This window comes from Citrobacter sp. XY323 (genome assembly GCF_025106035.1).
GTDB classification, from domain to species: domain Bacteria; phylum Pseudomonadota; class Gammaproteobacteria; order Enterobacterales; family Enterobacteriaceae; genus Citrobacter; species Citrobacter braakii.
In genome coordinates this window covers 35,012-61,422 of the sequence record NZ_JANYUK010000001.1, presented here as the reverse complement: position 1 = coordinate 61,422, position 26,411 = coordinate 35,012, and the positions used below count along the sequence as shown (strand labels likewise).

Below are 26,411 nucleotides of genomic sequence, written 5' to 3'. Positions count from 1 at the left end.
TGAAAAAAGAGTCCAGAAAATATTCCTAGTGCCCGTATTTATTTTTGTTGGCCTGCAACGAAAACTGTGAGTCTGTTCAGAACTTGTTTCTATACAGCCGCGGGGTTGGACAAGCCCGCAGGGCGCATCAGCCTGTCACATTCTGGTATGGTTCAATCTTACTTTACGCTAGTACACATTTACGACATTTAACCATATAGCGGGATATTAATCCGTTATTTCCAACTAACAATAGGGTATAGCTTTAAAGATTCGACGTTGCTCAACGGCTAATCGATCAACGCGTCGATGGCATTTTCAAAATGTTCGGCCATAGCCTGTACGGCTCGTTCAGGATCTCTGGTGCAAACGGCGTCGCAAATACGCTGATGCAGCTCGATGATCTTAATTTCATACTCTTTTTCTTTCTTACTCTGAGCAACCAAACCGGCGCGCATCGAGGTCATTAGCTGTTCATGCAACGACTGAAGTAAAATAGAAAGCAGTGTATTACCCGACGCGCGGGAAAGAATGAAATGAAATTGCAAATCGTGGCTAATAAAATCGTCCACGTCCTTAAAGTTTTCCTTAATTAGCCGCATTTCTTCCCTGAGTTTTTCAAAATCCTCTTCTTTGCCGTTAATCGCCGCCAGATGTACACACCCCATTTCAAGATGACGCCTGACTGCAAGTATATCCTTGTGAGTGACCTGCTCTGTAATGACCGCAAAATTGATAATAAGCTGTAGAACATTAGTGTCGATTTTTTTTATGGTCGGCAATTTACCGCTCTGAATCTCTAATATTCCCAAAGCGGCTAAAGAACGATAGGCTTCCCTTACCACGCCCCGACTGACTCCCAGATCCTGGATCAGTTGCATCTCGCTGGGTACCGCCATTCCTGCAACCAACTTTTCCTTCATAATCAGTTGCAGGATGTAGTTCTTAACCTGCGAAGATAATGTGTCTTGCCTAAGTATTGTTTTTTTCATCCCTACTGTATTCCGTCGTTGTTAAGAACCTGTCTCAGCACGGATTTACTCTCATTTCAGATAACGTCTCTGAAACAAAGATGCTATACCGACTGCTCATTTTCAGGGGGTTACCCTTACTAACCGACCTCCACCGGGGGTGAACACCGGCTATGTTGCTTTGCTGCATGCCGTCCTGGCACCAGCTCGTCACAACCTCCGCCTGCGCCAGGGCTCATCTTATTGCTTATTTTCCCACAAAAAAAGTAAAAACGAATCCGCCGATTCCGCCTGAATTTGAGGAATACCGGGCAAAATTTACATCGCGACGATCTCCGCGCTCTACCAATCTCGTCGGCAATAATCGCCATTGATGCCGACATGAAAGGGACGAGCACCTCATTAGTTTAAAATCATGATCATTATCACATAACTAACACACTCATCATATACACCTGTCTGACAGGTGTATATGATGAGTGTGTGTAACGCGTTTAGATGTTTTTATGAATCGCCGAACACAATAACGGGCCTCTCACGTAGTCATTAATTTAGTAAGTATATTGATTTCATTCAAATAAATAATGGGATAGGGATAAAGTATGTGGGAAAATGACAAAGAACTTTTTCACTTAATGCGAACAAATCTATTCCCCGCAGCAGTGGGTGATATTCTTGATACGCTTGGGTATTTACACCAGTTTATTGCGCCTGTGGTTAAGCCCATTCGTTCAAATATGGTGGTGGTTGGCCGGGCAATGCCGGTATTAGAGGCCGATGTATTTGAACTTCATTCCAGTTCAAATAAGAGCGACATAGGGGAAAAACCCTTTGGTATTATGTTTGAAGCATTGGATTCCTTACAGGAAAATGAAGTTTATATCACGACGGGATGCTCTCTACGTTACGCACTCTGGGGCGGACTTATGTCGGCCCGCGCCATTAAACTAAAAGCTGCAGGTGCCGTACTGGATGGCTTTTCTCGTGATACGTCAGAAATTTATGACCTGGATTTTCCGGTATTTTCCCATGGAACTTACGCCCAGGACCAGGGGCCGCGGGGAAAAGTTATCGATTATCGTGTGCCGATTGAATTCAGCGGAGTGCGCGTCAATCCCGGTGACATCATCTTCGGCGATCGCGACGGCGTTTTAATTATACCGCAAGCGCTGGAGACAGAAGTTATCAGTAAAGCGTTGGAAAAAGTATCGACGGAAAACCAAGTCCGTAAAGCGATAGCCAAAGGTATGAGTACGGTAGAAGCTTTTGAAAAATTCGGCGTAATGTAAGCATCCTGTCAAAACGGTAATAAATGATTTTGGAGAAACAGTATGTCAGACACAAGCATATTTTCTTTAACGAATAAAAAAGCCTTAATTACCGGTGCCGGCAGCGGTTTGGGTTATGCGATGGCAAAATGCATGATAACCAGCGGCGCACAGGTGATCATTGCCGACATGAACGCCGATGCAGCCAAAAAAGCGGCCGACGATTTAGGGCCGAACGCTTCATGGACGCAGTTCAACGTCACTGATACCGATGAGACGGAACGCTGGGTCGGCGATTTACTGCAACAGCATAAGCACATCGACATTCTGGTGAATAATGCAGGCAATCACTGTAAGAAGCCTATCGAAGAGATGAGCGTTAAAGAGTTCGAATCGGTGCTAGATGTGCACGTCGTCGGCGCTTTCGCCCTCACTCGCGCGCTAGTGCCGCATATGAAACAGCTCGGCAATGCTTCGGTGTTGTTTACCGCCTCCATGACCTCGTTCCTCGGCCAGCCTTACGTCACTGGCTATGCGGCGGCAAAATCCGCCTATTTGGGATTGATCCGCGGTCTGGCGACGGAGTTATCCGGCGCCGGCATCCGGGTGAACGGCATCGCCCCCGGCTGGATCGATACGCCTATGTTGCGTAAGGCCATTGAGGGCGACGATGAACGTAAAAACAAGATCCTCGGCCGTACGCCGATGAAAAAATTCGGTAAGCCGGATGATATCGGCTGGGCGGCGACGTATCTTGCGTCCGACGCCGCGGGATTCGTCAGCGGCCATGTACTGATTGTCGATGGCGGCGCGCTCATCGGTTTTTGAAAACAGGGCAATTCTCGCCATCAGGCACGGAGGTCGATGTTATTAAGGGAGGGATGCCAACCGTTATGTCTTTAACAGTGCCGATCCCTGGCAGTTATTAAACCGGAAGCGACTATGGACAATGTGGTATACAAAATTAATGCAACCGATAACGTTGCAACCGCGCTGACATCGTTTAAGCACGGAGAAACGGCGAATATTCGCGGTGCCGAAGAGGGGGTAATCGATGCAAATGAAGAGATTCATATCGGCCATAAGATTGCCCTATCTTTTATCGCCCAAGGCGCGCCGATCGTTAAATATGGTATTAGCATCGGCACGGCCACGCAGGATATCAGGCCAGGAGACTGGGTGCATTTGCACGTAATGTGCAGCAATTACGATCGACGTTCCGCCAGTCTGGATGTCGTCACCGGCGCGCCAAAGGATATTAAATATGAATGAATCAGATAGTCTGAAAACCATAAGCTGGCAGGGTTACCAACGCCAGAGTGGAGCAAAAGGCATCCGTAATAAAACACTGGTCATTTATACCGTTGAATGCGCCCATTTCATCGCAGACAAAATCGTCGCCCAGATTAACGATTCCGAAGTGGAGGTCGTGGGCTTTTCAGGCTGTACCGATAACGAATATGCCGTAAGAATGCTTATTGCGTTGATTCGCCATCCCAACGTCGGCGGCGTTCTCGCCGTTGGGTTGGGGTGCGAATATATTCAGCCGGAGTGGCTCAGTAATATCGCGAAAGAAGAAGGCAAACCGACAAACTGGTTTTTCATTCAGCAGGCCGGCGGCACAAAAAGCAGTATCGAGCTTGGAGTTAAATACGTTAAACGCATTCAGGACGAATTAAGTCATACGCCACGCGTGGCGATGGGATTCTCCGATCTCATCATCGGCAGCGAATGCGGCGGAAGCGATTATACCAGCGGCCTGGCGGGCAATGTGGCGGTAGGGAATTTTTTCGACTGGTTAATTGATGCCGGCGGTACCGCGATCTTTGAAGAGATTGTCGAAGCCATTGGTCTGATTGATATCTTGTCGGCAAGGGCCGCGACAGAAGCTGCCAGGGAGCAAATCATCGCCACTTACAATAAGGCGCTGGATTACTGTAAATCGGTAAGGCAATACTCCGTCAGCCCGGGTAATTTCGCTGGCGGATTGTCCACTATTGAAGAAAAAAGCATGGGCGCAGTGATAAAAAGCGGTTCCCGTCCTATTCAGGGAATACTGAAAGTCAGCAGTAGTCCGAAAGGAAAAGGGTTATGGCTGCTTGATTCCACCCCGGACCCTCATTGGATGCAATTCGGCATTACCAACCCCAATGATAATGAAGGGCTGATGGCGCTTATTTCCTGCGGCAGCCACATTATCTTTTTTGTTACCGGACGCGGCAGCGTAGTCGGTTCCGTCGTCGCACCGGTCATTAAAATAACCGGTAACAGCCAGACTTACGCCAACATGTCGGAAGATATGGATGTGGATGCAGGCCGTCTTTTAAGTGGAGCACTCTCCCAACAGGCGCTTTCAACAGAAATAGCCGAATTGGTTATGGTGATCGCCTCTGGGAAAAAAAGTAAAAGTGAAGAACAGGGGCATAAAGAATATTTTATTCCTTATAAATATCAAAGCAGAGACGTATTGATACCCGCGCGGTGTGAAAATGAACATTGAATAAGGTGGGTAAAATAATTCTCCATTATTAATATAACTTTAGATTGCCAAGCTCAAAATAGAAGAATAGGCGTTACCGCTTTGCATGTCCTATCCAGAGGATGTACTGCGGCGACATTATTTAAATAAAACTGCCGTGACCTTTATCACGAGCTGAAAAGAAATGATGCTAATACAACCACCCACCATGTCATGCAGGTTGATAGGGTAAGTGGGCGGCGTGATGATAGCCTCGAAGGTGAGAGTGACTTGGGCATCCTCCCTTGTGCAGCGCATTTTTCAGCACCAGGGGAATGGTAAATTAATAATGAGAGTAAATAGTCCGTATGAATTGAAATTACCTCGTTGAGAATAACAGTCGGCCGCTTCGTCATTGCTCTGGCTGAAAAATCTCTTTTATTAGGCGCATAACAATTCTAGTTGGAGATAATTATTGTGACAGACATAGTATATAAAGAAGGTATACAGCCAGAAGCTGATACCAGAACGATAAGAAAAGTCGTCGTAGCTGGTTCGGTAGGTACGATTATCGAATGGTACGATTATGCGCTCTATGGTGCGGCGGCAGGCTTAGTCATAAACAAACTCTTCTTTCCTTCCCTTTCGCCGTCGTCCGCCTTATTAGCCGCGCTGGCGACATTTGCCGTCGGCTATTTCGCCAGACCGCTGGGAGGGGTGATCATCTCTCACATCGGCGATAAATGGGGACGAAAACCCGCCCTGATATTTTCTATCGTCCTGATGGGATTAACAACCGTCGCGCTGGGCCTGCTGCCGAGCTATTTTCATATCGGCGTGTGGTCATCCGTGCTATTGGTGCTGTTACGCTTGCTCCAGGGATTTGGCGCTGGCGCCGAGCTGGCGGGGGCGCTGACATTTGTCGGGGAATATGTTCCCTTTAAGCGCCGGGCTTTCTATACCTCTATCATCAATGCGTCGACCGTTGTGGGGATTATGCTTGCGACAGGTGCCTTCTTGCTGGTTTCGCAATTACCGGAAGACGCGTTTCTCAGTTGGGGGTGGCGCATTCCATTTTTAGCCTCCTCAGTACTTTTTATCCTCGCTTTTTACATCCGGCATAATCTGGATGAGACGCCGGCTTACCAAAAAAGCATGGCCGAAGCCGAGAAGAAAAAGAAAACGCAGAAAGTCCCCCTATCTGAGTTATTAAAAAATAGTCCGAAAGAAGTATTCTATGCCTTTCTCAGCGTCACGGCACATCAGGCAAATTCCTATATCTTGAGCGTATTCAGTATCAGTTACATGGTAAATACCCTCGGCATGACGAGAACAGACAGCCTGATCGCACTTATATGCGGCTCTATCGCCGGCATTATCGGCACGCCTATTATGGGGAGTATTTCCGATAAAGTGGGTGCGGCGAAAGTCTACTCGCTAGGTTGTATTTTTATCGCTCTGTTTAGCATTCCCTTTTTCGCGATTCTTGATACGCAAAATCTGGCTTTCGTTATCCTCGGTATGTGTATTCTTTACGGCATCGGCTACGGCGCGACATCCGGTTCTCAGGGCGCCTTTTTAGTAAATTTATTCCCGATACGCTACCGGTTTTCAGGGGTTGCGTTGTCAAGAGAACTAAACGGCATGCTAATCGCCGGACCGACCCCGTTTATCTGCGCCTGGCTAGTGACGCTGGCCGAGGGTAAACCCACCTATGTATTTGGTTATATCTGGGCATGCTGTTTACTGTCCGTTGTCGCCGTACATATTATTAAACACAAAGCGAACAACCAATAAGTCATCATACCCCTGAATAATTTTAGTTATTTGAAGGCTGCAACCACACGAGTCCCAGGATTTTACTCAGGTAAGCGACTGGGACAAGTACGGGCAGCCAACGCACAGGCAGCTTTAAGTATGACGGGTGTAAATAGCGCGCACAAATTTAAACAAAAAAGTTGAATTAATAAATTATTCTTATGAGGAGGAAGTCTTATGTCATTTATAAAAAAAGACTTTTTATTGAGAAGCTTAACGGCGCAAAAGTTATATTTTGATTACGCCGAACCGATGCCGATATTTGATTTTCATTGCCATCTTATCCCGGAGCAAATCGCGACTGATAAGCGTTTTGATAATATTACCGAATTATGGCTGGGCGGAGATCACTATAAGTGGCGTTTAATGCGCTTTGGTGGTGTAGCAGAAAAACTCATAATGGGCGACGGCGACAATAAAAGTAAATTCATGCATTACTGTAAGGTATTACCTTCAGCCATCGGAAATCCGGTTTATCACTGGAGTCATTTAGAATTACTGCGTTTTTTTGATATTGAAGATGAGATATCCATTGAAATAGCGGAATATTTGTGGGAGCAGTGTAATAAAAAAATAGCCTCCCCCGACTTTTCAGCACAAAAATTAATGCTACGGGCCAATGTTAACTATGTCTGCACCAGCGACGATCCGGTCGACGACCTGAAATACCATCAACACTTAGCCGCCCAGGACGATTTCCGCATCGGCGTATTTCCGACTTACCGCCCCGACAAAGCGCTGGCTATAGATAACCAGAATTTTATTGATTACGTTGAAAAACTGGCGGCCCGGTCAGGCATAAGGCTCGATAGTTACCAGAATTACTGCCGGGCGTTAAGTAATCGTATTGATTTCTTTCACCAGCAACACTGCCGAATGTCGGACCACGGCTTAGATCTGATGCGGTATATTCCGGCCACGCCGTCAGAGCTGGAGCATATTTTTGAAAAAGCGCTCAATCGCGACCCGTTAAGCGCGAAGGAAGTGATTCAATTCAGAACCGAAACGCTCTGCTTTCTGGCTTCCCGTTATGCCCAGCTTAACTGGACCATGCAAATTCACATCGGCGCCATGCGCAGCGTGAATAGCCGTATGCTGGCACATCTCGGACGCGATTGCGGTTACGATTCGCCAACCGACCGCCCATGTCTGGATGATTTGGTGTTATTGCTCAATCGTATGGAACAGCAGGAGAGCCTGCCTGATACTCTGTTATTCAGCCTTAATCCAACACTGGATTCAGCTCTGGCAACACTGGCGGGGAATTTCCCGGGCGACAAAGCTTTGGCAAAAGTGCAACCTGGCCCTGCCTGGTGGCATAACGATCATAAAGTCGGCATGGAAAACCAACTTACAGCATTTGGCAACGCTCTGCTATTAGGTCACTTTATCGGCATGACAACCGATTCCAGAAGCTTTTTATCCTACCCTCGACATGAGTATTTTCGTCGTATTTTATGTAATTTTGTCGGTGATTTAATTGAGCGCGGGGAATATACGAATCAACTGTCGGTAGCAGGGGGAATGATACAAAATATCTGTTACTTTAACGCTGAGAGAAAATACTTTAAAAAATAAAAACAGCTGATACCTTTACTACGCCCTATTTACGAATAACACCATAGATAGGGCGCAGATCAACACATGCTTGCCTCATCAGTGTGGGCTACCGGACGCCCTGACCACAGATAAAACCGTCATCGAGGCAAATGCTTTGATGGCAACAGCACTTGCATCTCAAATCAAACTGGTAGTGACCTAATTCAGTATGCCACTACAATCCGCCAATATCTGGAACCAGAGGGAACAACCTCAAGATACAAACCAGCACCATCTGCCAGCTTGTAGGCCTTCTCTCTGGGTTTAGCTGCATCTACCTGTCGCGCATTTAGCTTCATTGGGGGCATCTCCCTGGACCGAACACAGAGAGCCCCCACTTATGCCCCCAACTGTGACTTGATTTCGGTTGAGTCCAGTTGATAACAGGAGATAAGATACGGGCTGTAAACCGCAATATACGGGCTTTGAGTTGATTTCGGTAGACCTTGGAAGAATTTGAAATGGTGCCGATAATAGGAGTCGAACCTACGACCTTCGCATTACGAATGCGCTGCTCTACCAACTGAGCTATATCGGCCCTGAAAAGGACATGTCCACGAATGTGAGCACGGGGTAGAAGGTTAAAACTAACCGGGCGATGCGTCAATGGCCTTGCGAATCAAACGCCTATTTTTGCATCATCCGGTTTCAATTACGCACGAATCGTGTCGTTACAGGCATGCTTATACGTGGTCGGGTATTACTATAACCAGCGGCGAACGTGTTGTTCATAGCGCTCCCACTCCAGCCCGAAATGTTTTCGCAGTTGTTCCTCTTCAAAGTCGATATGCAATCTGGCAACCGCCAGCATAAACACCGGCACAGCCAGTACTCCAGTCAGACTACCGATGCAAAGAGCAAAGGCCAACTGGAGTCCACTCATACCAAGGTAGATCGGGTTGCGGCTCCAGGCATAACATCCGTCGGTAACAAGCGTGGTCGATTTATGTGCATGCAGCAGATTCAGGGTCGTACGTTTCATCCGCATCTGCCACGCGGTATGCAATATCACCAACAGACTGACGCCGGCCAGCAATGCGCTTATCACGATATTCACCCCGCCGAATGTGAAACGCGGACTCGCCGTTAGCACATCCGCAACGAGAAAAAGTACTAAGATAAGAGGCGGCGGAAACCAGACTCTTAATTTTGTCAGGAAATGACGCATGGCCAGGAACTCACCTTGGAATCGGTTTAATTAACGCTGATACCGCTATAAATACCCCGTATTAGATACATAAACAAACGATGCCTCACTCACAACAGACTGTCGCCTTCACCAGACAGGCGGGAGTTGTCGTACTCACCTCGACAAAAATACCTGCATCAGAGGCATCCGCCCCTGATGTTCCCGAAAGGCTTTACGTTGAGAAAGTAGAATCCGACGCTGATTCAAAAAAATCTAAAGACTGCTTGTAGTAACGCATAAAATCATCAAACGTCACTGGCGGTAAAAATTGATAACCCTGCAGGTAATCAACATTATTTTTCCCCAACCATTGCTGCTGATAGCCATGTTCAACGCCTTCCGCCACCATGCGTAACCCCAGGAGTTCGGAAAGGTGAATGATTGACTCGAGCATAGGGATATGTTGCTCAACTTCTTTAATCGCTTTGATAAACGTTTTATCAATTTTTATAACATCCAGGTCTAACTCATTGAGATAACAAAGGTTAGCGTATCCCGTCCCAAAATCATCTAAAGCAAACAGAACCCCTCTGTTTCGCAACGATCGTATCAGTTCTTTGATTGCAGGAGTAATAGTGAGAGTCTGGTTTTCAGTTATTTCAATCATCAATTTTATCGGTAGCCTTTGCGTTATTTCCATAAAATTAAGACACTCCCAATAAAAGACGGGGTTACTTAAACCTGATGGACTCACATTAAAAGAGACGAATAAAGTTTTATTGAAATCCTCGCTTCCGTCGACCAGATTACGCGCGACGGCGTTCATTAAATAGCTCGTTAACTCATTCATTAAGCCACATTTTTCAGCCAGCGGTATAAACTCACGCTGAGAAATAGCATAATTATCCCCCTGTGGCCAACGAGCCAAAACCTCAACACCACAGACATCTTCGTTTATATTTACGATGGGTTGAAAATAAGGAATGATTTCTTCATTCCTTATTGCCATACTCAGTCGACCAGAATCTGAGACATCATATGCTTCGCCGTATATTACATTCCTACCAGAATGACTGTTCGTCGAGGAACCTTCATGCAATAGATTATTCCTGGTTAAAAAAATGATAGTTTCATTAAAATGAGAAAATCCCAGACGAGCGGTAATGCGTTCCCGATATCGATACACTGACTTAATTGTTATCGAGTTAGCATGACAAAAATCGTGCAATTTTTCCTTTGTGAAAGATGCATACAGCATTTTCTCTTCAAACTCAGTCAAATGAAAAGTAAATATCGCTGAACCTTTAGTGACTTCCACAACCTCATTGGGTGCCATTAGATTGGCTCTCAACTGAGAAATCAGCTGATCCGATAGTTCCCGTCCATTAATGAATGCATACTCCTCATACCCCCGATTAATAGAACGACTTTCATTCATCCGAAGAACAATACAGTTTATATTGATAAACTGCGTGCTATTTCTCTGAAACCACTTCCTGACCTGGAATAATGGTAACCGGTTATCGATCACCAGTAAACAGGATGGATACCGTGGAATAATTGACTGTGAACCAGAAATAAATGCCCGCGCATCGACCAACACCAGATTTGGCAACCACGCTTTTATCCCTGAGAAAAGAAAAATATCATAACTGAGCAGAAAAACCTTTTTCGTATTCATAGTTACCACCAACTTAAATTTATGGCATGGCAGGTCCCTCGTTTTATACACGAGAGAATATACAACACCTTTAGCCTCCAGAAATTACAATGCAGTCCGCGAAATAACTTTATCCATAAGTCATCTCACGCAGTTTCAGAATTTATAATCACGCTTATCCATATGAATATTACCATTAAATGTTAAGGCCATTTTAATTATTGAAAAAGGAAAAATCCTAATTCTTCATCAATACAAATCCTATTGCTCATTTTCACTGTAAGACAAAATAAAAAACCATGAACACTAAAAACGACAAAATATAAAACTACTAAAACCGTAAGGATAACATATTATTTTTACTTATGCTGCCCGACAAACCATTAACGTACGTCGCAGATCTCTGATCGCATAGACATTTTTGGCGATATGGATAATCTTATAATAAAAAATTTCCTGTCGTGACATGAGTTGTTCGGTAACGTCATCAGGAACATTATCATTTTTATTTTTAACAATAGCTACACGACGGGTCTGCAGGTAACCATCACGATCTTTACCAATAAAATTCAGGATAACATTACGATCTACAGCATAATTTTTACCCTGAATATTGAGGCTTCCTACCTGAGATACCCGCCCTTCGGTAGCAGAAGAAATACGAAAAACCAGCAGAACTTCACCTTCAATTTTTACCCCCTGAGTTTGCGCCTCCAGATGCAGGTAAGTTTTTGCCGAGCAGGTCAGCGTCTCAGGTTCTTGATGGCGATATAAAAAATATGCTGTTATCGCTGCAAGAAAGATTGCCCCACTAATAAACAAAATTTTCACATTCACGGACAACCCCTCCTTTCTCTAACGTACAAACCCCAAGCAAATTCACTCTAAGATCATTGCCGGCTGATAAATTATTATCATCATAAAAAACAATTGTTTTCTTGCCATCATGACAAGCCGCATTTACTTTTCGCCACATATCAGAAGATAAAAATGCTTTTGTTTTATCAGCATTATTGTCATCGGCAGTATAAAGTTCACAATCATCTATTGCCCTGATATAGATAAAATTTTTGGATCTTGAATTAAGAGCTGAAAAGATAAATATGGCGCTTCCAAGAAATGCAAATAATAAAATGAAAAGAATAATATTTTTACGTTTTGGTCTTACGGATGAGTTCACCGTCTCAGTTACCGAACGCACAGTTTCATCTTCACAGGAAGATGACGATTCACCGCTGATCGAAGCATGGAACAAAAATCCCTGCCGGGGCAGCGTTTCAATGGGATTACCCGCCCCCAGCTCACTAAATGCTTTTCGCAAAATACTGATGCTTTTATTAAGACTATGACCCGATGGGGCCATGCCATGCTTTTTCCACACTTCTTCAATGATAAACTCGCGGTGGACTTGTTGATTTTTATGGGCAATGAATAGCTCAAGTAGTCTCGCGGTAGATGCCGAAAGAATTATTGTCGTATCGCGATGTTTCAGGCTTTTTCTGGTGGAATCATACTCAACCTGTTCATTAATTATACTGTTCATACTACCTGACTCTTAATTACCGTGACGTTGAGTGCAAATGACTAAAATTTCATCTGTGCCGAGCTGATTACTGCATTGTATAAAGACAGTTACAGTATAGGTTCGATATCTAACCATGACATATCGGATCAGAATTAATGCTTACTATTGATTGAGTTTGAAGCACCCCTGACCTACTGGTATGTATTTCTGCAATGCAACGATAAATTTCCGGTTTTTTGATTTCAATTCGCTACTACGCCAGGTTTCACCCGGCAACACATAACGCATGGTGGCTTCATCATCGGTTGAGTTGCACCCCAGGTGTACGATGATTTTAAAAAAAGTATTCCCGGTGTTTTTCAGTGTTCCGTTTGCCTCATCAATGGTGTAGGCCAGATTCATTTTTCTCGGGCGAACAACCAATATGGTGTCCATAGCGATCACCGGGAGAGCCTGCCCTCCTTTCCCTTGATTACGCTCGGTAAACAGCGTTATCGGCATTTCACGAAACAGAATTCGGTAATAGCGTTCTTTATCATCCTGCGGTCCACGGTAGAAAATCTTAAAAAACTCACTCGCCTGCGGAGCCAGTGAAAAATTCAGCGGCGTAAACAGAAGTTCGCCTTCAGCAATGGCACTTCTGTTTTCACCTCCCGGTCCAGGCTTATCAATTTTTACTGCGCCAATACTGTACAAATTCTGTTTCTGGCTATCGTTATAGATCCGTTTGCTGATAAATGATTTATCCGATGGCATCTCATAAATGGTCGACTCCAGGTAGACAGCCTGTGCGGAGAATATAGTCAACCCGGAAAGTAAGATAAATACCCATCTAAACACCAAACGGCAGCGGTTCATGGCGTCACTCCCACCCAATTCGCCGTGACTTTTATCTCTCCACTGGCACTGACGACACCTTCCCAATCTGTTCCGGAAACAGTTAACATCGACCGTGAATCATTCATTGGGAAAAGCAGTTTCAAATCAGTAGCATAATAGCTTCCATCGTCATTGTTATTTGCGTCCCAGGGCGTCTGTTGCCACTGCGCATCGCTCATATTGATTGCTGCTTCACTACAGCTATTTCGTTTCTTCACCACGCCCCCCGACTGACTGTTGTACTGCAGAAAGGCGGGGATTGGGACTGACAGCCCGCCTTGAGGGGAGGTAAACAGACAGTAAGGCACACTGTTTATTGTCGTACTTTCTCCGATAACTTGCGCGGTAATGCTATCAGCCTGACGAGGACCGGAGACTGTCACGGTGTAATCTATTTCTATAGGAGCGGCGTCGCCAATCGTGCCACTGCCGCTCGCAGAAGCGGTGTTGTCTGAAGAGACGATACTGATCCCATACTCCTTCGGCACAATATTGATCTGTAGCGAAGGCGTAAACTGGTAGTGCCCTGACTCAGGTGTTAAGCCATTATAAAAACCGAAGGTAAACGGTTGAGTGTTAGTAATGCTGATTCCTGAATCGACGAGTTTTTTCAGGAATACTTTTGACAGAAAAATATATATGTACTCTCCAGAGGTCGTGAAAACGTTGTAATAAGCAGTTGAAGTACCATAGTTATACCAGTTTGAACCATTCCCGGAGTATTTCACGGTGGCCGGTCCAGGCGTAAAACCAAGCATCGCCGTGTCGACATAAGCGCGAAACGTCAGAGAGGCGGTCAGATTGGCGGTTTGTTGCAGGTTATAATTTACCATTTTGCAAATCACGCCATCTTCGCTGCCTACCACGCCAAGCTCGCAATAACCAGAGTCTTTGGTGATGCTCGGCGTACCGTCGCTGGCAACCCAAAGTTCCTGAAATGCATTAGTCGATACCAGTGACAGATGACCACGTTTGGTTAACGTATAATTGACGTAATTCCATAATCCTTTCGATTGATCTTTGCAACGTTGCCCGGAAGAATAATCATAATCTACGGAAGTATAACAACGGTTGAACACATAGGTTTCGCTGCTACCGGTAGGCACATTGCGAAAGTACTCATAGGCAGTATCCGTCAGGGAAGCGAATCCGTAGGCGCCACCAATAACGCCTGCGACAGATCCTACCTGCGCATGATAAAAGCCGTTTTTATCAGTGCCTTGCCCGGCAATAAATCCAGTTGATGGACACTGGCTGCCGCTATAACAACGGATCCCCCGAAAAGGCCCGTTAATCGGGGAATTATCAATCCACATGTCCTGATAATAATTTCCTGGCGCAGTCCAGATGACAAAACCTAAATACCCGAGACTCACCTGAGAGGTACCGTATTTTATCCATGTGTTTGAACCGCTGAAACGCGGATCGAGTGCGGAGGGGGTGATAAAGTATTCACTATCAATGGCATTTTCAATAAACAAATAGTTATTACTGACTGAGCCGGAAGATACTGCATTTAAAGCCAAAGCAGGCGCAGGCGTGAAACTCCCCACGGCACAGATTACAGTAGCTACTTTAATTAATACTTTCATTTTATTACCTCTGCGCCATCGTGGTTTGCGTGGAACATTTCACATCACCAACCCACGCTGCGCCGCGTGCTTTTTCCAAATCGAGATCGGCTTCGCATAGGCTGCCATTGGCTGAAATTAACGTGATGACCGGATATTTCTTATCGATATCGATAGCAAACTCCCCTTTTTCATCCGTACGCGTTTTACCGATGTGATTATGAATATCGGTGTTTGCAGCCAACTGCCCATCGGGATAACGAATACGCCCGAATACGGTGACCATACTTTTCACTTCAGGGTTGATAACACCCACGTTACCCGGATATAGCGTCAGTTCCTGTTTGCGCCCTGAAACAATATCAAAGCTGTCTTCAGAGTTTTTATCATTGAGGATCTCCAGCTTGTACTGAGCATAAGGCGGCAGTGCAATGAAATTTGATTTACCGCTGAGAAGATAATTTCGGTTATTAATCTTCGCAGCCAGTTTCCCTTCGCCGGTCAAATCGGTTTTCACAATAATGCCTGACCTTTGCCTCTCTTTACTCAGACCGAAATCTTTTCCTGCCCACGCCAGGGAACCTTGAGAAGAGAAGTTCATATTGGTGGAGTTGTCCGCAGAACGCGTTACCGATACGGTGCCGGCGTTATATTTCGTGTCATAACTCAGATTGCCGTTTACCGAGTAATTATTGTCGTAATACTGCTCGCCACTCAGGCGTGTCGAAGCCGACAATCCGACCGATTTAATGGGGCCTTCAGCATACTGCTTGCGCGCGCTGAGATTACCCTGAGTGCTGCCATAGCGATCCCGGGAGACGCCCATGCTCATCCAGGACGCCAACGGCAACGATAAATCCAGGCTGACATAACGTTCCTGTCGCCCATCGTCATTCCGGTTGTTGTAGTAATAACGCTGAATACCTGCGCGCAACCCAACCGTGGCATACTTGCCTGAATAAAGGTTCGTGCTGTAGTCCAGGTTACGGTATTTATTTCCCGAGTAGCGATTCTCCGTCTGGCTCACGGTAAGCGAGCCGCCATGAGGAATAAACTTCCCGAGGTTAAGAGTGCCACCAATGGAATAATTGTCACGCTCCTGCATGGGCAGACAGTCGCCAATTTTACTGTCTTCACGAGATGCCCAAAGGGAACCATATCCCTCGGGGATATTGAGATTGATATTACTGATGTTTCGCCATGACGAATCGTTCGCTACCAGCGTCTGATTGCCAATGCTTACGTATTCATTCACATTGAGCGTAACATCCGTTTCATTAACCGTATTGTTGCCAAAACCGTAGAGCGTAGATTTCAGGCCCAGCCCCGACAATATCGCCAGCGTCACCGATGCGGCACCGCCGGCAATCCAGGTCTGCTCATTGCCTAAATCCTGATAGTGGTTTCGCTTATAACTCACACGGTCATAATCCAGTGAGCCACCAAACAGTTGCCATGAGAGCTGATCAATTCCGGCTGCCTGCTGGCGGGCAAAGATTTTATTAACCCGACTGATACGACTATTAATTGTCCGGCCATTGACCACGATATCTACCGTGACGTCATAAACACCATACGGGAAACGACTGGTATCAATTTCATAACTGCCCATATTAAAGTTCTGTACGCTGAGCAAACGCCCGTCACGAAATACATGAACCTCGCCAGCGGCTGGCAAAAATACGGTAATTGGCGTGAGCGAAAGCGAGGTATTCTCAACAACCGTACTTCCTTTGTTTCCGTAGCTTACGCCGTAAATTTTCCCACCATTCAGCGCATTCAGGCTGGCAATAGACTGGACATTCCAGGTGTCGAGCATCCCGAGCGCCAGTCGATATCCGTCATAATCACGCTCATACATCGCGCGATAGAGTTTACTGGTGCTGTTGCTGTCGCCTATGCCGTAGAACGAACCGTTAATGTTGACATGGTGTTCACGCAGCGATGTTGTATTGTCCATCGTCAGATAGCTGCGGGTACTGCTGCCGTTATGATAATCGTTGTAGTAGGTGCCAAAGTTATAGTTCAGGACGTTAGAGAGAGTCTCCACGCTGGAAGGTCCAAGCAGGCTGCTGCGTGCGACAATCGCTTCAGTTAACGCATCTTTGCTGACAATCATCTCCAGGTGAAATGAGGAGACGTTGAGTTGCAGACGAGCATCATTCGATAGCTCGATGTTGGTGTTATCGTGAAACTTCACATCACGAATTTTTTCCACCAACGCGCGGGTTTTTCCAGATAACACGGCATTATTGGGCAATTCAGCAAGAGTCAGGGCTTTAACCGTAATATTGCCATCAACAAGGGAAATCACCGCATCGGCAACTTTTTGCTGACTTTTCTCGTCAGTCTCGTTGTAACGAATATATACCGGCACCGTCATTCCCTGCTCCAGTGAACGGGCGAAAGCGCTGGGGATAACGTAATTACCCACTTTTACTGGGGCTGCATGTGAAAATCCTGGTGTCAGCGCAAGAAAAAGACAAATGCTACCGCCGACAATATTTGTTGTTGTCATCTGCATCCTTACATTCCGGTAATTTTATTTATCCCTGCTATTGACCATCACTTCACTGTAATAAACTGCTTACCGTGCCAGATACCGATGCGTGAACGGCTATTACTAATGTCGGTAAACTGTAATTTTATTTTTGTACCCGGCATAATGTAATAACGTTCGCGACAGCCTCGCCCCCGCTCGCGAGCCTTATCTTTACAAGCCCCATAAGCGATCACACGAAACGATACATTGCCGGTATTGGTAATAACATCGCCATTTCGGCTATATTCAAAACGCTCCTTGCGCGGCGCGACTACCAGGATAGTGCCAATTTCAGCCGACGCTGTTGCAACAGCCATTTTATTCGCCCGGGTTTCCGCGCTCTCGGTGACCGGCTCATCTATCCATTGCAGACGATAATAACGCTCGACATCATCTGCAGGTCCTTTATAAAAGAAACGAAAAACATCCTTCGCATGACCTGGAAGAATAAGATTGGCAGGTGTAGAGAGTAATTCTCCGGAATTAACGGGCTTTATTTCGATTCCCCCCGCCAAAGGTGATGACAATTGTTTTACCGAAACACTGACATAACGCGCCGCATCTGTCGTATTGATAATTTCTTTCGATAATGAACTCTCAGCAGAAGTCATGATCGATGTGATTTCACCAACATTAATTGCCCATCCGGGAAAAGATGCTACTAACCCTACCAACATCGCTGCCGGTAAATATTTTTTCATGACACCATTCCTGATAAATTCGGGAGAAAAAATTCTCCCGAATTTTTTATTACTTAGGCAGACGGAGTCGTCCAGGTTGCATTGAACTGTACTTTTACATCACCAGTCCAATAGCCGTCTGGCAGTGCAGAGTAATCTGCTACTGTCTGACTACCATCAGAAGTCGCTGACGCGATGGTGAATTTGAAGTTGGATTGATCGCTGACACGATCGGCACCGTTATAAGCGCCATCAGCCATCAAGCTTTCAAGACCAGAAGTGGAGCTGGAGTTAACAAGGACAGTATCTGATGAATTAGTCAGCGCAGTGCCATTCCATGCCACCCCTACGTTCAGGGTAGAAGCATCACCACTGGCGTTGATCAGAGTGTTACTAATAATCTGAGCAGTCAGTTCAAAATCAGTTGCCGTCTCCTGACCCTGAATCGTCACATCAAAAGCACCGTCCTGAGAGTTGAAGGCATTCAGCCCTTCAGCATACTGGAAAGTTAAAGAGTTCAGCGGGGTGACAACCAACATGCTGGTGGTATCTTTCGTTGCCGTCGCGTCCCACGAGGCTGTTGCAGAAGCAGTAACATCTGCCATTGCATTTGCTGCAACAAATACAGAAGCCAGAGATGTTACTAATAATATTTTTTTCATTTTATCTTCTCCTAAGAACAAACTCACCACCGAGTCTTATTATTAAGTCACTCCAGCGGTTCCATTAATTGCGAGCCAGAATTGCCGCGCCAGAAAATTATCATTTGGATTAAGTAACATCTCAACAAACCCTAAAACGTAAAAATTACAAAAAACTAAGAATTTTCCTATAAAAAACATTACCTAAGAAGTTTCCTAAGATATAATTACTTAAAATATGTACATTTTTAGAATTATTATCCACACAAACAATAAAAACCAAACAATTCATCTTTTTTAAGTTTTTGATAAATATCAAAAAGATCATACAAATAGCCCAGGAGTAAAACCCTTAAAAAACATAAAGATAATTAACATCCACATACTCTCTCTATAATGTTTATTATTTGTTGCAATCATGCTAATTTTTTAACTTCACAAGAAAATTCTCATGAAATATTTATTTAAGGGGGAATATTCTTATAAAAATAGCGCTGACCTGTAGGATTATCATTCGAATTGATAATTATTCCACATAAATAAAACCAGGAATTTTCCATATAAAATGAATATTCCTGGAATATCAAGAGATAAATAACGCACGGCAAAGATAGCGTTAGCTGAAACCTTTTAACCCCAAATAACTATTAATTGTTACCGTACGGACCCGATGTAAGCTAATCAACTTTTGATGTTCGAGGGATTTTAATGAGCGGCTAACGGTTTCAATTTTAAGATCGAGATAACTGGCAATTTCCTCCCGCGAGAATGGCAAGCGAAGCGTCGTTTCTGGCCTGCCAATACGTAAATGCATTTCGTAAAACTCCACGAGGAAAGCGGCGATTCTGGCCTCAGCATGTTTATTGGCATAACGCCGTAGTTTTTCAACAATGAATCCATTGTCCCTGCAGAGAAACTTGATGACTGCCGCTGCAACCGACGGCTCCTTTTCTGCTGCCTTGAACAACCGCGCAATATCGATATGACATACCTCCGCAGCCGTTGCAGCCTTGATCGTTGTCAGATACTTCCCCCCCTCAACAGCATCCAGCGCCATGATGTCTCCCGGAACATAAAAGCGACTGATAAAATCGTTATCACCACATTCCACGCTGGACGTGCAGTACCCCTCGTGAATAACAAAAAGCATGTCCGCGGCTCCATCCTGCCGGGCGAGTATCTCCCCCGCTTTAAACTTCCTTCTTTTGTCTATTAATCGGTATTGATTATCACGATCAATCGCCGCGCCCTTTGGACACAGTGAACAATGGCGGGGGGGAAACGGGTTGCCGAGTGGCACAACAGGAATGCTATGTTTGTGAATATCCGATTTCACGCAACTACTCCTCATAAAAATGAGACTGATTCTAATAGATTAGACCATAGGAACAATACGTGAGCCGCAGACCCAGAAAATTCATGCTGGCAGGGAAAATTCTGTGATACGTCGTCTTTCAACGCCAGGGAGCGCATGGCTAAAAACCAGACTGATGCGGATGATGATAAAACGCAGGATAGAAAACAAATGCGGTAGCGGGGTAAAAGGTAGAATTAACCGAGCAATGCCTTAACAGACCTGAAAATCATAGGCCTATTATGGCATCGCCCGTTTTCAATTACGCGCGAATCGTGTCGTCACCGAAGCCAACCCACTTATAGGTGGTCAGTGCTTCCAGACCCATTGGGCCGCGCGCGTGCAGTTTTTGCGTACTCACTGCCACTTCCGCCCCCAGTCCGAACTGGCCGCCATCGGTAAAACGAGTAGAGGCGTTAACGTACACGGCAGAAGAGTCCACTTCATTCACGAAACGATCGGCGTTACGCAGGGTGCGCGTCAGGATGGCATCGGAATGCTGGGTCCCATGCTCGCGAATGTGGGTGATAGCATCGTCCAGATCGGTAACGATTTTCACGTTCAGATCCAACGACAGAAACTCGTCGTCATACTCTTCGGCTTTCACCGCAACCACGTTAGCGGGCCCTGCCTGCAATGTGGCCAGCGCGATGTCATCGGCATGCAGCGTGACGCCACTTTGTGCCATCTGCTGGCTCAGCGCAGGCAGAAAACGCGCAGCGATATCCTGATGCACCAGCAGGGTTTCTACGGTGTTACAGGTGCTCGGACGCTGGGTTTTGGCGTTGACGATAATCTTCAGCGCCGGGTCGATCTCCGCGCTATCATCAACATAAATATGACAGACCCCAATGCCGCCGGTGATGACCGGGATAGTCGACTGCTCACGGCACAGCTTATGCAGACCCGCGCCACCGCGAGGGATCAGCATATCAATGTACTTATCCATACGCAGCATTTCAGCGACCAGCGCGCGGTCCGGGTTATCTATCGACTGCACGGCTGCAGCGGGTAAACCACAGGCTTCCAGCGCCTTTTGGATAACCGCCACGGTTGCAGCATTCGTTCGGTACGTCTCTTTCCCACCGCGCAGGATCGCCGCATTACCGGTTTTCAGGCACAGGGAAGCAACGTCAACGGTGACATTTGGACGCGCTTCATAAATCACGCCAATTACGCCTAGCGGAACGCGACGACGTTCGAGACGCAGGCCGCTATCCAGCAGACCGCCGTCAATCACCTGCCCGACCGGGTCGGCGAGATTACATACCTGACGCACATCGTCGGCAATCGCTTTCAGACGCGCCGGAGTCAGCGCCAGGCGGTCGAGCATCGCTTCGCTCAGGCCGTTGGCTCGCGCTTGCTCAACATCTTGTACGTTCGCGCTGAGGATGCTTTCCGTTTGCGCTTCCAGCTCATCAGCAATCGTTTCCAGTACGCGGTTTTTTTCGCGACTGGAGAGCAGCGCCAGCTTGTATGACGCAGCTTTGGCAGCAATGCCCATTTGTTCCAGCATATGCCTGTTCCTTAACGGGTAATCATGTCGTCGCGATGGACAGCAACCGGACCGTATTCGTAGCCCAGGATGGTGTCGATCTGTTGTGAGTGATGTCCGGCAATACGGCGCAGCGCATCGCTGTTATAGCGGGTAACGCCGTGGGCAATATCGCGCCCTTCGAGATTGCAGATGCGGATCACTTCACCACGAGAGAAGTTGCCTGTCACGCTTTTAATGCCTTTTGGCAGTAATGAACTGCCACGCTCCAGAATCGCTGCGGTCGCACCCTCATCAACGGTAATTTCCCCGGCTGGCGGTGCGCCGAAGATCCAGCGTTTACGGTTCTCCAGCGGAGAGGCCTGTGCATGGAAACGCGTCCCAACGGAAACGCCTTCCATCACGTCGCCAATTACGCCCGGCTTGCTGCCTGCGGCAATAATGGTGTCAATCCCGGCGCGGCATGCAACATCAGCGGCCTGCAGTTTAGTCCCCATACCGCCGGTTCCCAGACCCGAGACGCTATCACCGGCAATGGCGCGCAGCGCATCATCAATACCGTGAACGTCTTTGATCAGCTCAGCCTGCGGGTTGGTGCGCGGATCGGCGGTAAACAGCCCTTGCTGATCGGTCAGCAGCAGCAGCTTATCGGCCCCGGCCAGAATCGCCGCCAGCGCTGAAAGGTTGTCGTTATCACCGACTTTAATTTCGGCGGTCGCTACGGCGTCGTTCTCATTAATGACAGGAACGATGTTGTTATCCAGCAGCGCGCGTAGCGTATCGCGGGCGTTAAGGAAGCGCTCTCTGTCTTCCATATCCGCACGCGTTAGCAGCATCTGTCCGATGTGAATACCGTAAATCGAGAACAACTGTTCCCATAGTTGAATCAATCGGCTCTGCCCTACCGCCGCCAACAGCTGTTTCGAGGCTATCGTTGCCGGGAGCTCAGGGTAACCCAGATGCTCACGTCCGGCGGCAATCGCGCCCGAGGTAACGATAACAATACGATGCCCTGCGGCATGGAGCTGCGCACACTGGCGAACCAGTTCTACGATGTGGGCGCGGTTCAGGCGGCGCGATCCGCCCGTTAACACACTGGTGCCAAGTTTTACCACCAGCGTCTGGCTGTCACTCATGATTCTCTGCCATTCAAAATTGGGGAAAATGATATCAAACGAACGTTTTAGCAGGACTGGCCCCGGTTGCCAACAACCAGCGCACAAAGCATGAAATTTTATTGCGCAGGATCAGCAAGCGTAGCGGCAGATTTTGACGCATTTATTACAGAAACAAAAAAACATCCTTTTTTAAAAATATTCTTACTTTGTCATAAAACGTTCATTACCAGACGTTAAAAACCCTCCTGTCTTTTAACGGGGATCACACCCAGTGAATATTAGCGCGTACTTTTAATCAGGAATGAAAATGAAAAAGAGCACTCTGGCATTAGTGGTGATGGGTATTACTGCGTCGGCATCCGTACAGGCAGCGGAAGTGTATAACAAGAACGGTAATAAACTGGACCTGTACGGCAAAGTAAAAGCCATGCATTACATGACGGATTATGACAGCAAAGACGGCGACCAGAGCTATATCCGTTTAGGTTTTAAAGGCGAAACGCAAATTAACGATGAACTGACGGGATATGGCCGCTGGGAAGCAGAGTTCGCCGGCAATAAAGCCGAAAGCGACTCAAACCAGCAAAAAACCCGTCTGGCCTTTGCCGGTCTGAAATTAAAAAACCTTGGCTCGTTTGATTACGGTCGTAACCTCGGCGCGCTGTACGACGTGGAAGCGTGGACCGATATGTTCCCGGAATTCGGCGGCGACTCCTCCGCGCAGACCGATAACTTTATGACCAAACGCGCCAGCGGCCTGGCGACCTACCGTAACACCGACTTCTTCGGCGTCGTGGATGGTCTGGATCTCACCCTGCAATACCAGGGGAAAAATCAGGACCGCGATGTGAAAAAACAAAACGGCGACGGTTTTGGTACTTCCGTTACCTATGATTTTGGCGGCAGCGATTTCGCGGTGAGCGGTGCGTATACCAACTCCGATCGTACCAACCAGCAGAATCTGCAAACGCGTGGGACTGGCGATAAAGCAGAAGCCTGGGCGACCGGTTTAAAATATGATGCTAACGATATTTATATTGCGACGTTCTATTCTGAAACGCGCAATATGACGCCAATTTCCGGCGGCTTCGCCAATAAAACACAGAACTTCGAAGCGGTAGTTCAGTACCAGTTTGACTTTGGTCTGCGTCCGTCACTGGGTTATGTGCTGTCAAAAGGGAAAGATATTGAAGGCGTAGGCAATGAGGATCTGGTCAATTATATCGACGTTGGCGCAACATACTATTTCAACAAAAATATGTCCGCGTTTGTCGATTATAAAATCAACCAGCTCGATAGCGACAATAAACTGGGCATCAACAATGATGATATCGTTGCTGTCGGTATGGTTTATCAGTTCTGATGTAGCATAAAAAAATGCCGGATGGGGTTGCGCCGCCATCCGGCATTTTACTGTTCATTATGCCGTTAATTTAACCGGTTCATCGTTAAAATCGTCAGCAGGCTCCAGCGCCAGATTCAGCGACGTTAACAACCCACGTAATTTTTCATGAAATTCACGTAAGGTGTATTCCAGTCGCTCTACCACTTCAGTCTCTTTCACCGGCACTGCAGTCCAGTTCCCGTCTTTATCGAACAAGCCAAACTGGTAGCTGTACGTGAAGCGTTTTTCCTGCGCCTCCAGTTCCATCCACCAGCCCCAAAACTCGCGTTTCTCTGGGGCGGGTTTCACATTGACGCAAACAGCCAGACAATCGAAAAAAAACCGATTATCTTCGCACTGCCCTTCCCGGATGTACGGGCCAAGCGCGGTGAATTTCTTGATCAATCTACTTTTCGGATGCCCACTCGGTAACGTCATTACGATCTCCTTAGGTGAAGCACCTGTTTTACCAAATCGATAAAATTTAGCAAACTTTTAACACAATCTCTGATTGATCCAACCGGTTATTTCCTGCAGCCCTTTGTCAAAATTGCGATACACCGGGTTGAATGGAATCTCCAGCAGCTTACCGTCAGAAGATGAAGATGTGATTAAACGCGACTCCTCTTCCGGGCTAAACGGATCGTTTTTCCAGAACCCCGACAGCATTGGCGTCGGGCAGCGTCGGCCCAGCAGGCCCTGCACTTTTAATGAATAGCGATTAAGCTCAACGCGCAACGCTTCATCAGATGCGTCGTGCATTCCCAAACGACTGGCCAGAACGTCAAGGTACATTTCCGGGACGCTTGCCTGGCGCTGCGGGTCGCTAAGCAGCGCATGAACCACCGGCCCTAAACAGGCCACCGCCTTCAGACGTGATGCTTCCAGATACGCCAGGCGTACCGCCACGTTGGCGCCAAAACGGAAGCCGAAGGCCGCCACACGGGTGTGATCCACCCACGGAACATTCGGCAGCGCTTTTAATACGTGCTGGTGCAGCAGGCTGGAGTCCTGGGTCAGTTTCCATTTTGACGAGAACCCAACCGACGGCATATCCAGCGTCAGCATGGCAATACCGCGCGGGGCAAAGTAGCGCTCATACAGAGTGTAATAATCCGTTTGCATGGAATCGAGGCCACCGCACATCAGCACCGTCGGGAACGGACCGTCGCCTTTTGGCATATGCAGGAAGCCGGTAATCGGCGCGCCGCCGGTAACGGCAAATTCCATCTCACGCAGCGTGCCCGGCAGACGCTGTGCGGCCTCTTCATAGGCGCGATTGGCCAGAGCCTGCGCCTGCTCTGCCAGCTCATCGCCTTTTAAGTGCGGATAAGCAGCGATGTTGTAGAGCGTGGAAGCATGCAGCCAGTGGCGTCCGCTCACCTGCGGATCCTCTTCCATAGAGGCTTTCTGTTGCCAGTCCATCGCCTGCTTCGCCCACTCGTAAATCCAGTTTCCGCCGCGATAGCCGATAACCGTGTCGTAAAGCTCTTTATCGGTGCGTTCGGCTTCGCTCATGACGATACGTGCCTGCACTTCGAGGATTTCGCGCGGATCGACGCCACGCCAGATCCACATCAGGCGGTTCACCATGCGGTACCAGTGCGGGATGGTTTTGCCATCCAGGGTCGATTGTACGGACGGCTGCGCGCCGTGATTAAAACGACGAACCAGCGTTGACGTTTCAGGGTGTTTGAAGCGGGGTTTAAACAGGACTTCGCTGAGGTTAGCCTGTGACATGATTGCAGCCTCCATGAGTACTCACTAAGGCATAGTGTAACCTGACACAGCACAAAAAGAACAACGCCCGACAGTGCGGGCGTTGAAAACTTTTTAGATTAGCGACCCGAGATCGGCGGAACGAACACTACGCCCATATCCCACGGCTGCTCAATCCATGTATCCTGAGGGATATCAACAACATAATCATTCACCAGCGGGCGACCTGCCGGCTTAGCGAAAATAGTGACGAAATGCGCTTTAGGGTACATTTCGCGGATCGCTACGGCGGTACCACCGGTGTCAACCAGGTCATCGATTACGATGAAACCTTCACCGTCGCCTTCGGCACGCTTCAGCACTTTCAGTTCGCGCTGGTTGTCGTGATCGTAGCTGGAGATGCATACGGTATCGACATGACGAATACCCAATTCACGCGCCAGCAATGCGCCCGGCACCAGACCACCACGGCTAACGGCAATAATGCCTTTCCATTGTTCAGAAGGCATCAGGCGGCTTGCCAGTTTACGTGCATGGATCTGCAACATGTCCCAGGTGACGACGTATTTTTCGCTCATGTGAAGTGTCCCAGCCTGTTTATCTACGGCTTAAAAAGTGTTC

23 protein-coding genes, 1 tRNA gene and 2 pseudogenes are annotated in these 26,411 nt (G+C 47.2%); 8 read left to right on the top strand and 18 right to left on the bottom strand.

The window, feature by feature from the left end:
• Positions 1–269: 269 nt before the first annotated feature.
• Complete coding sequence (locus N0B36_RS00310; RefSeq protein ID WP_047498231.1) at positions 270–971, bottom strand: FadR/GntR family transcriptional regulator; 702 nt, start codon at positions 969–971, stop codon at positions 270–272.
• Between the two features lie 581 nt (positions 972–1,552).
• Between N0B36_RS00310 and N0B36_RS00305 the strand changes: the two genes are divergently transcribed.
• The 7 genes and pseudogenes from N0B36_RS00305 to N0B36_RS00275 all read left to right on the top strand — a co-directional run.
• On the top strand, positions 1,553–2,239 hold the full coding sequence (locus tag N0B36_RS00305) for an RraA family protein (RefSeq protein ID WP_047498229.1): 687 nt from the start codon (positions 1,553–1,555) through the stop codon (positions 2,237–2,239).
• Between the two features lie 42 nt (positions 2,240–2,281).
• On the top strand, positions 2,282–3,046 hold the full coding sequence (locus tag N0B36_RS00300) for an SDR family NAD(P)-dependent oxidoreductase (RefSeq protein WP_049281645.1): 765 nt from the start codon (positions 2,282–2,284) through the stop codon (positions 3,044–3,046).
• A gap of 114 nt (positions 3,047–3,160) precedes the next feature.
• On the top strand, positions 3,161–3,490 hold the full coding sequence (locus N0B36_RS00295; RefSeq protein ID WP_047498223.1) for a UxaA family hydrolase: 330 nt from the start codon (positions 3,161–3,163) through the stop codon (positions 3,488–3,490).
• Entirely contained in the window at positions 3,483–4,718 is a 1,236-nt protein-coding gene (locus tag N0B36_RS00290; protein ID WP_047498221.1) for a UxaA family hydrolase, read from the top strand. Before N0B36_RS00295 ends, N0B36_RS00290 begins: the two co-directional genes overlap by 8 nt.
• A 435-nt stretch (positions 4,719–5,153) precedes the next feature.
• A complete protein-coding gene (locus N0B36_RS00285) occupies positions 5,154–6,473 on the top strand; it encodes an MFS transporter (RefSeq protein WP_227021096.1) in 1,320 nt (439 codons plus the stop codon).
• A 198-nt stretch (positions 6,474–6,671) separates the two neighbouring features.
• Positions 6,672–8,072: a glucuronate isomerase gene (uxaC, locus tag N0B36_RS00280; protein WP_200079397.1), complete on the top strand. Its 1,401-nt coding sequence runs from the start codon at positions 6,672–6,674 to the stop codon at positions 8,070–8,072.
• Positions 8,073–8,172: 100 nt separating this feature from the next.
• A pseudogene (locus N0B36_RS00275) lies at positions 8,173–8,247 on the top strand (transposase); the annotation flags it as partial.
• A gap of 25 nt (positions 8,248–8,272) precedes the next feature.
• Here the strand turns inward: N0B36_RS00275 and N0B36_RS00270 are convergent.
• From N0B36_RS00270 to proB, 14 genes and pseudogenes are all read right to left on the bottom strand, one after another.
• Positions 8,273–8,392: pseudogene (locus tag N0B36_RS00270) on the bottom strand (Arm DNA-binding domain-containing protein); the annotation flags it as partial.
• A 163-nt stretch (positions 8,393–8,555) separates the two neighbouring features.
• Positions 8,556–8,631: transfer RNA gene (locus N0B36_RS00265), tRNA-Thr, on the bottom strand.
• A gap of 165 nt (positions 8,632–8,796) precedes the next feature.
• Positions 8,797–9,141 (bottom strand): isoprenylcysteine carboxylmethyltransferase family protein, encoded by a 345-nt coding sequence (locus tag N0B36_RS00260; protein ID WP_259685160.1) that lies wholly within the window; start codon positions 9,139–9,141, stop codon positions 8,797–8,799.
• 313 nt (positions 9,142–9,454) lie between these two features.
• A complete protein-coding gene (locus N0B36_RS00255; RefSeq protein ID WP_200046310.1) occupies positions 9,455–10,903 on the bottom strand; it encodes an EAL domain-containing protein in 1,449 nt (482 codons plus the stop codon).
• A 342-nt stretch (positions 10,904–11,245) separates the two neighbouring features.
• Complete coding sequence (locus N0B36_RS00250; protein ID WP_047498186.1) at positions 11,246–11,719, bottom strand: hypothetical protein; 474 nt, start codon at positions 11,717–11,719, stop codon at positions 11,246–11,248.
• Positions 11,694–12,425: a winged helix-turn-helix domain-containing protein gene (locus tag N0B36_RS00245; protein ID WP_047498183.1), complete on the bottom strand. Its 732-nt coding sequence runs from the start codon at positions 12,423–12,425 to the stop codon at positions 11,694–11,696. The genes N0B36_RS00250 and N0B36_RS00245 overlap by 26 nt, the downstream gene beginning before the upstream one ends.
• Before the next feature lie 144 nt (positions 12,426–12,569).
• Entirely contained in the window at positions 12,570–13,265 is a 696-nt protein-coding gene (locus N0B36_RS00240) for a fimbria/pilus periplasmic chaperone (RefSeq protein WP_047417050.1), read from the bottom strand.
• Positions 13,262–14,878: a hypothetical protein gene (locus tag N0B36_RS00235; RefSeq protein WP_049281648.1), complete on the bottom strand. Its 1,617-nt coding sequence runs from the start codon at positions 14,876–14,878 to the stop codon at positions 13,262–13,264. The genes N0B36_RS00240 and N0B36_RS00235 overlap by 4 nt, the downstream gene beginning before the upstream one ends.
• 4 nt (positions 14,879–14,882) lie before the next feature.
• Positions 14,883–17,375, bottom strand: coding sequence for a CS1-pili formation C-terminal domain-containing protein (locus N0B36_RS00230; protein ID WP_259685153.1), 2,493 nt, complete (start codon positions 17,373–17,375; stop codon positions 14,883–14,885).
• Between the two features lie 47 nt (positions 17,376–17,422).
• The gene (locus N0B36_RS00225; protein WP_259685151.1) at positions 17,423–18,100 is read right to left on the bottom strand and encodes a hypothetical protein; all 678 of its coding nucleotides are present in this window, start codon (positions 18,098–18,100) and stop codon (positions 17,423–17,425) included.
• A gap of 53 nt (positions 18,101–18,153) precedes the next feature.
• Positions 18,154–18,741: a common pilus major fimbrillin subunit EcpA gene (locus tag N0B36_RS00220; RefSeq protein ID WP_046276283.1), complete on the bottom strand. Its 588-nt coding sequence runs from the start codon at positions 18,739–18,741 to the stop codon at positions 18,154–18,156.
• Between the two features lie 595 nt (positions 18,742–19,336).
• Positions 19,337–20,056, bottom strand: a complete 720-nt coding sequence (locus N0B36_RS00215) for a Crp/Fnr family transcriptional regulator (protein WP_047498426.1) — start codon at positions 20,054–20,056, stop codon at positions 19,337–19,339.
• A 280-nt stretch (positions 20,057–20,336) separates the two neighbouring features.
• On the bottom strand, positions 20,337–21,590 hold the full coding sequence (gene proA / locus N0B36_RS00210; RefSeq protein WP_047498428.1) for a glutamate-5-semialdehyde dehydrogenase: 1,254 nt from the start codon (positions 21,588–21,590) through the stop codon (positions 20,337–20,339).
• An 11-nt stretch (positions 21,591–21,601) separates the two neighbouring features.
• Positions 21,602–22,705 (bottom strand): glutamate 5-kinase, encoded by a 1,104-nt coding sequence (gene proB, locus N0B36_RS00205; protein WP_003031373.1) that lies wholly within the window; start codon positions 22,703–22,705, stop codon positions 21,602–21,604.
• A gap of 289 nt (positions 22,706–22,994) precedes the next feature.
• On the opposite strand from proB, the gene phoE reads away from it, so the two are divergent.
• Positions 22,995–24,050, top strand: a complete 1,056-nt coding sequence (gene phoE, locus N0B36_RS00200) for a phosphoporin PhoE (protein ID WP_016151867.1) — start codon at positions 22,995–22,997, stop codon at positions 24,048–24,050.
• A 57-nt stretch (positions 24,051–24,107) separates the two neighbouring features.
• On the opposite strand, the gene crl is transcribed toward phoE, so the two are convergent.
• The 3 genes from crl to gpt all read right to left on the bottom strand — a co-directional run bounded on the left by crl (position 24,108) and on the right by gpt (position 26,368).
• Positions 24,108–24,509 (bottom strand): sigma factor-binding protein Crl, encoded by a 402-nt coding sequence (gene crl, locus N0B36_RS00195; protein ID WP_016151866.1) that lies wholly within the window; start codon positions 24,507–24,509, stop codon positions 24,108–24,110.
• Between the two features lie 57 nt (positions 24,510–24,566).
• Complete coding sequence (frsA, locus tag N0B36_RS00190; protein ID WP_016151865.1) at positions 24,567–25,811, bottom strand: esterase FrsA; 1,245 nt, start codon at positions 25,809–25,811, stop codon at positions 24,567–24,569.
• A 98-nt stretch (positions 25,812–25,909) separates the two neighbouring features.
• The gene (gene gpt, locus N0B36_RS00185; protein ID WP_003031380.1) at positions 25,910–26,368 is read right to left on the bottom strand and encodes a xanthine phosphoribosyltransferase; all 459 of its coding nucleotides are present in this window, start codon (positions 26,366–26,368) and stop codon (positions 25,910–25,912) included.
• Positions 26,369–26,411 lie beyond the last annotated feature (43 nt).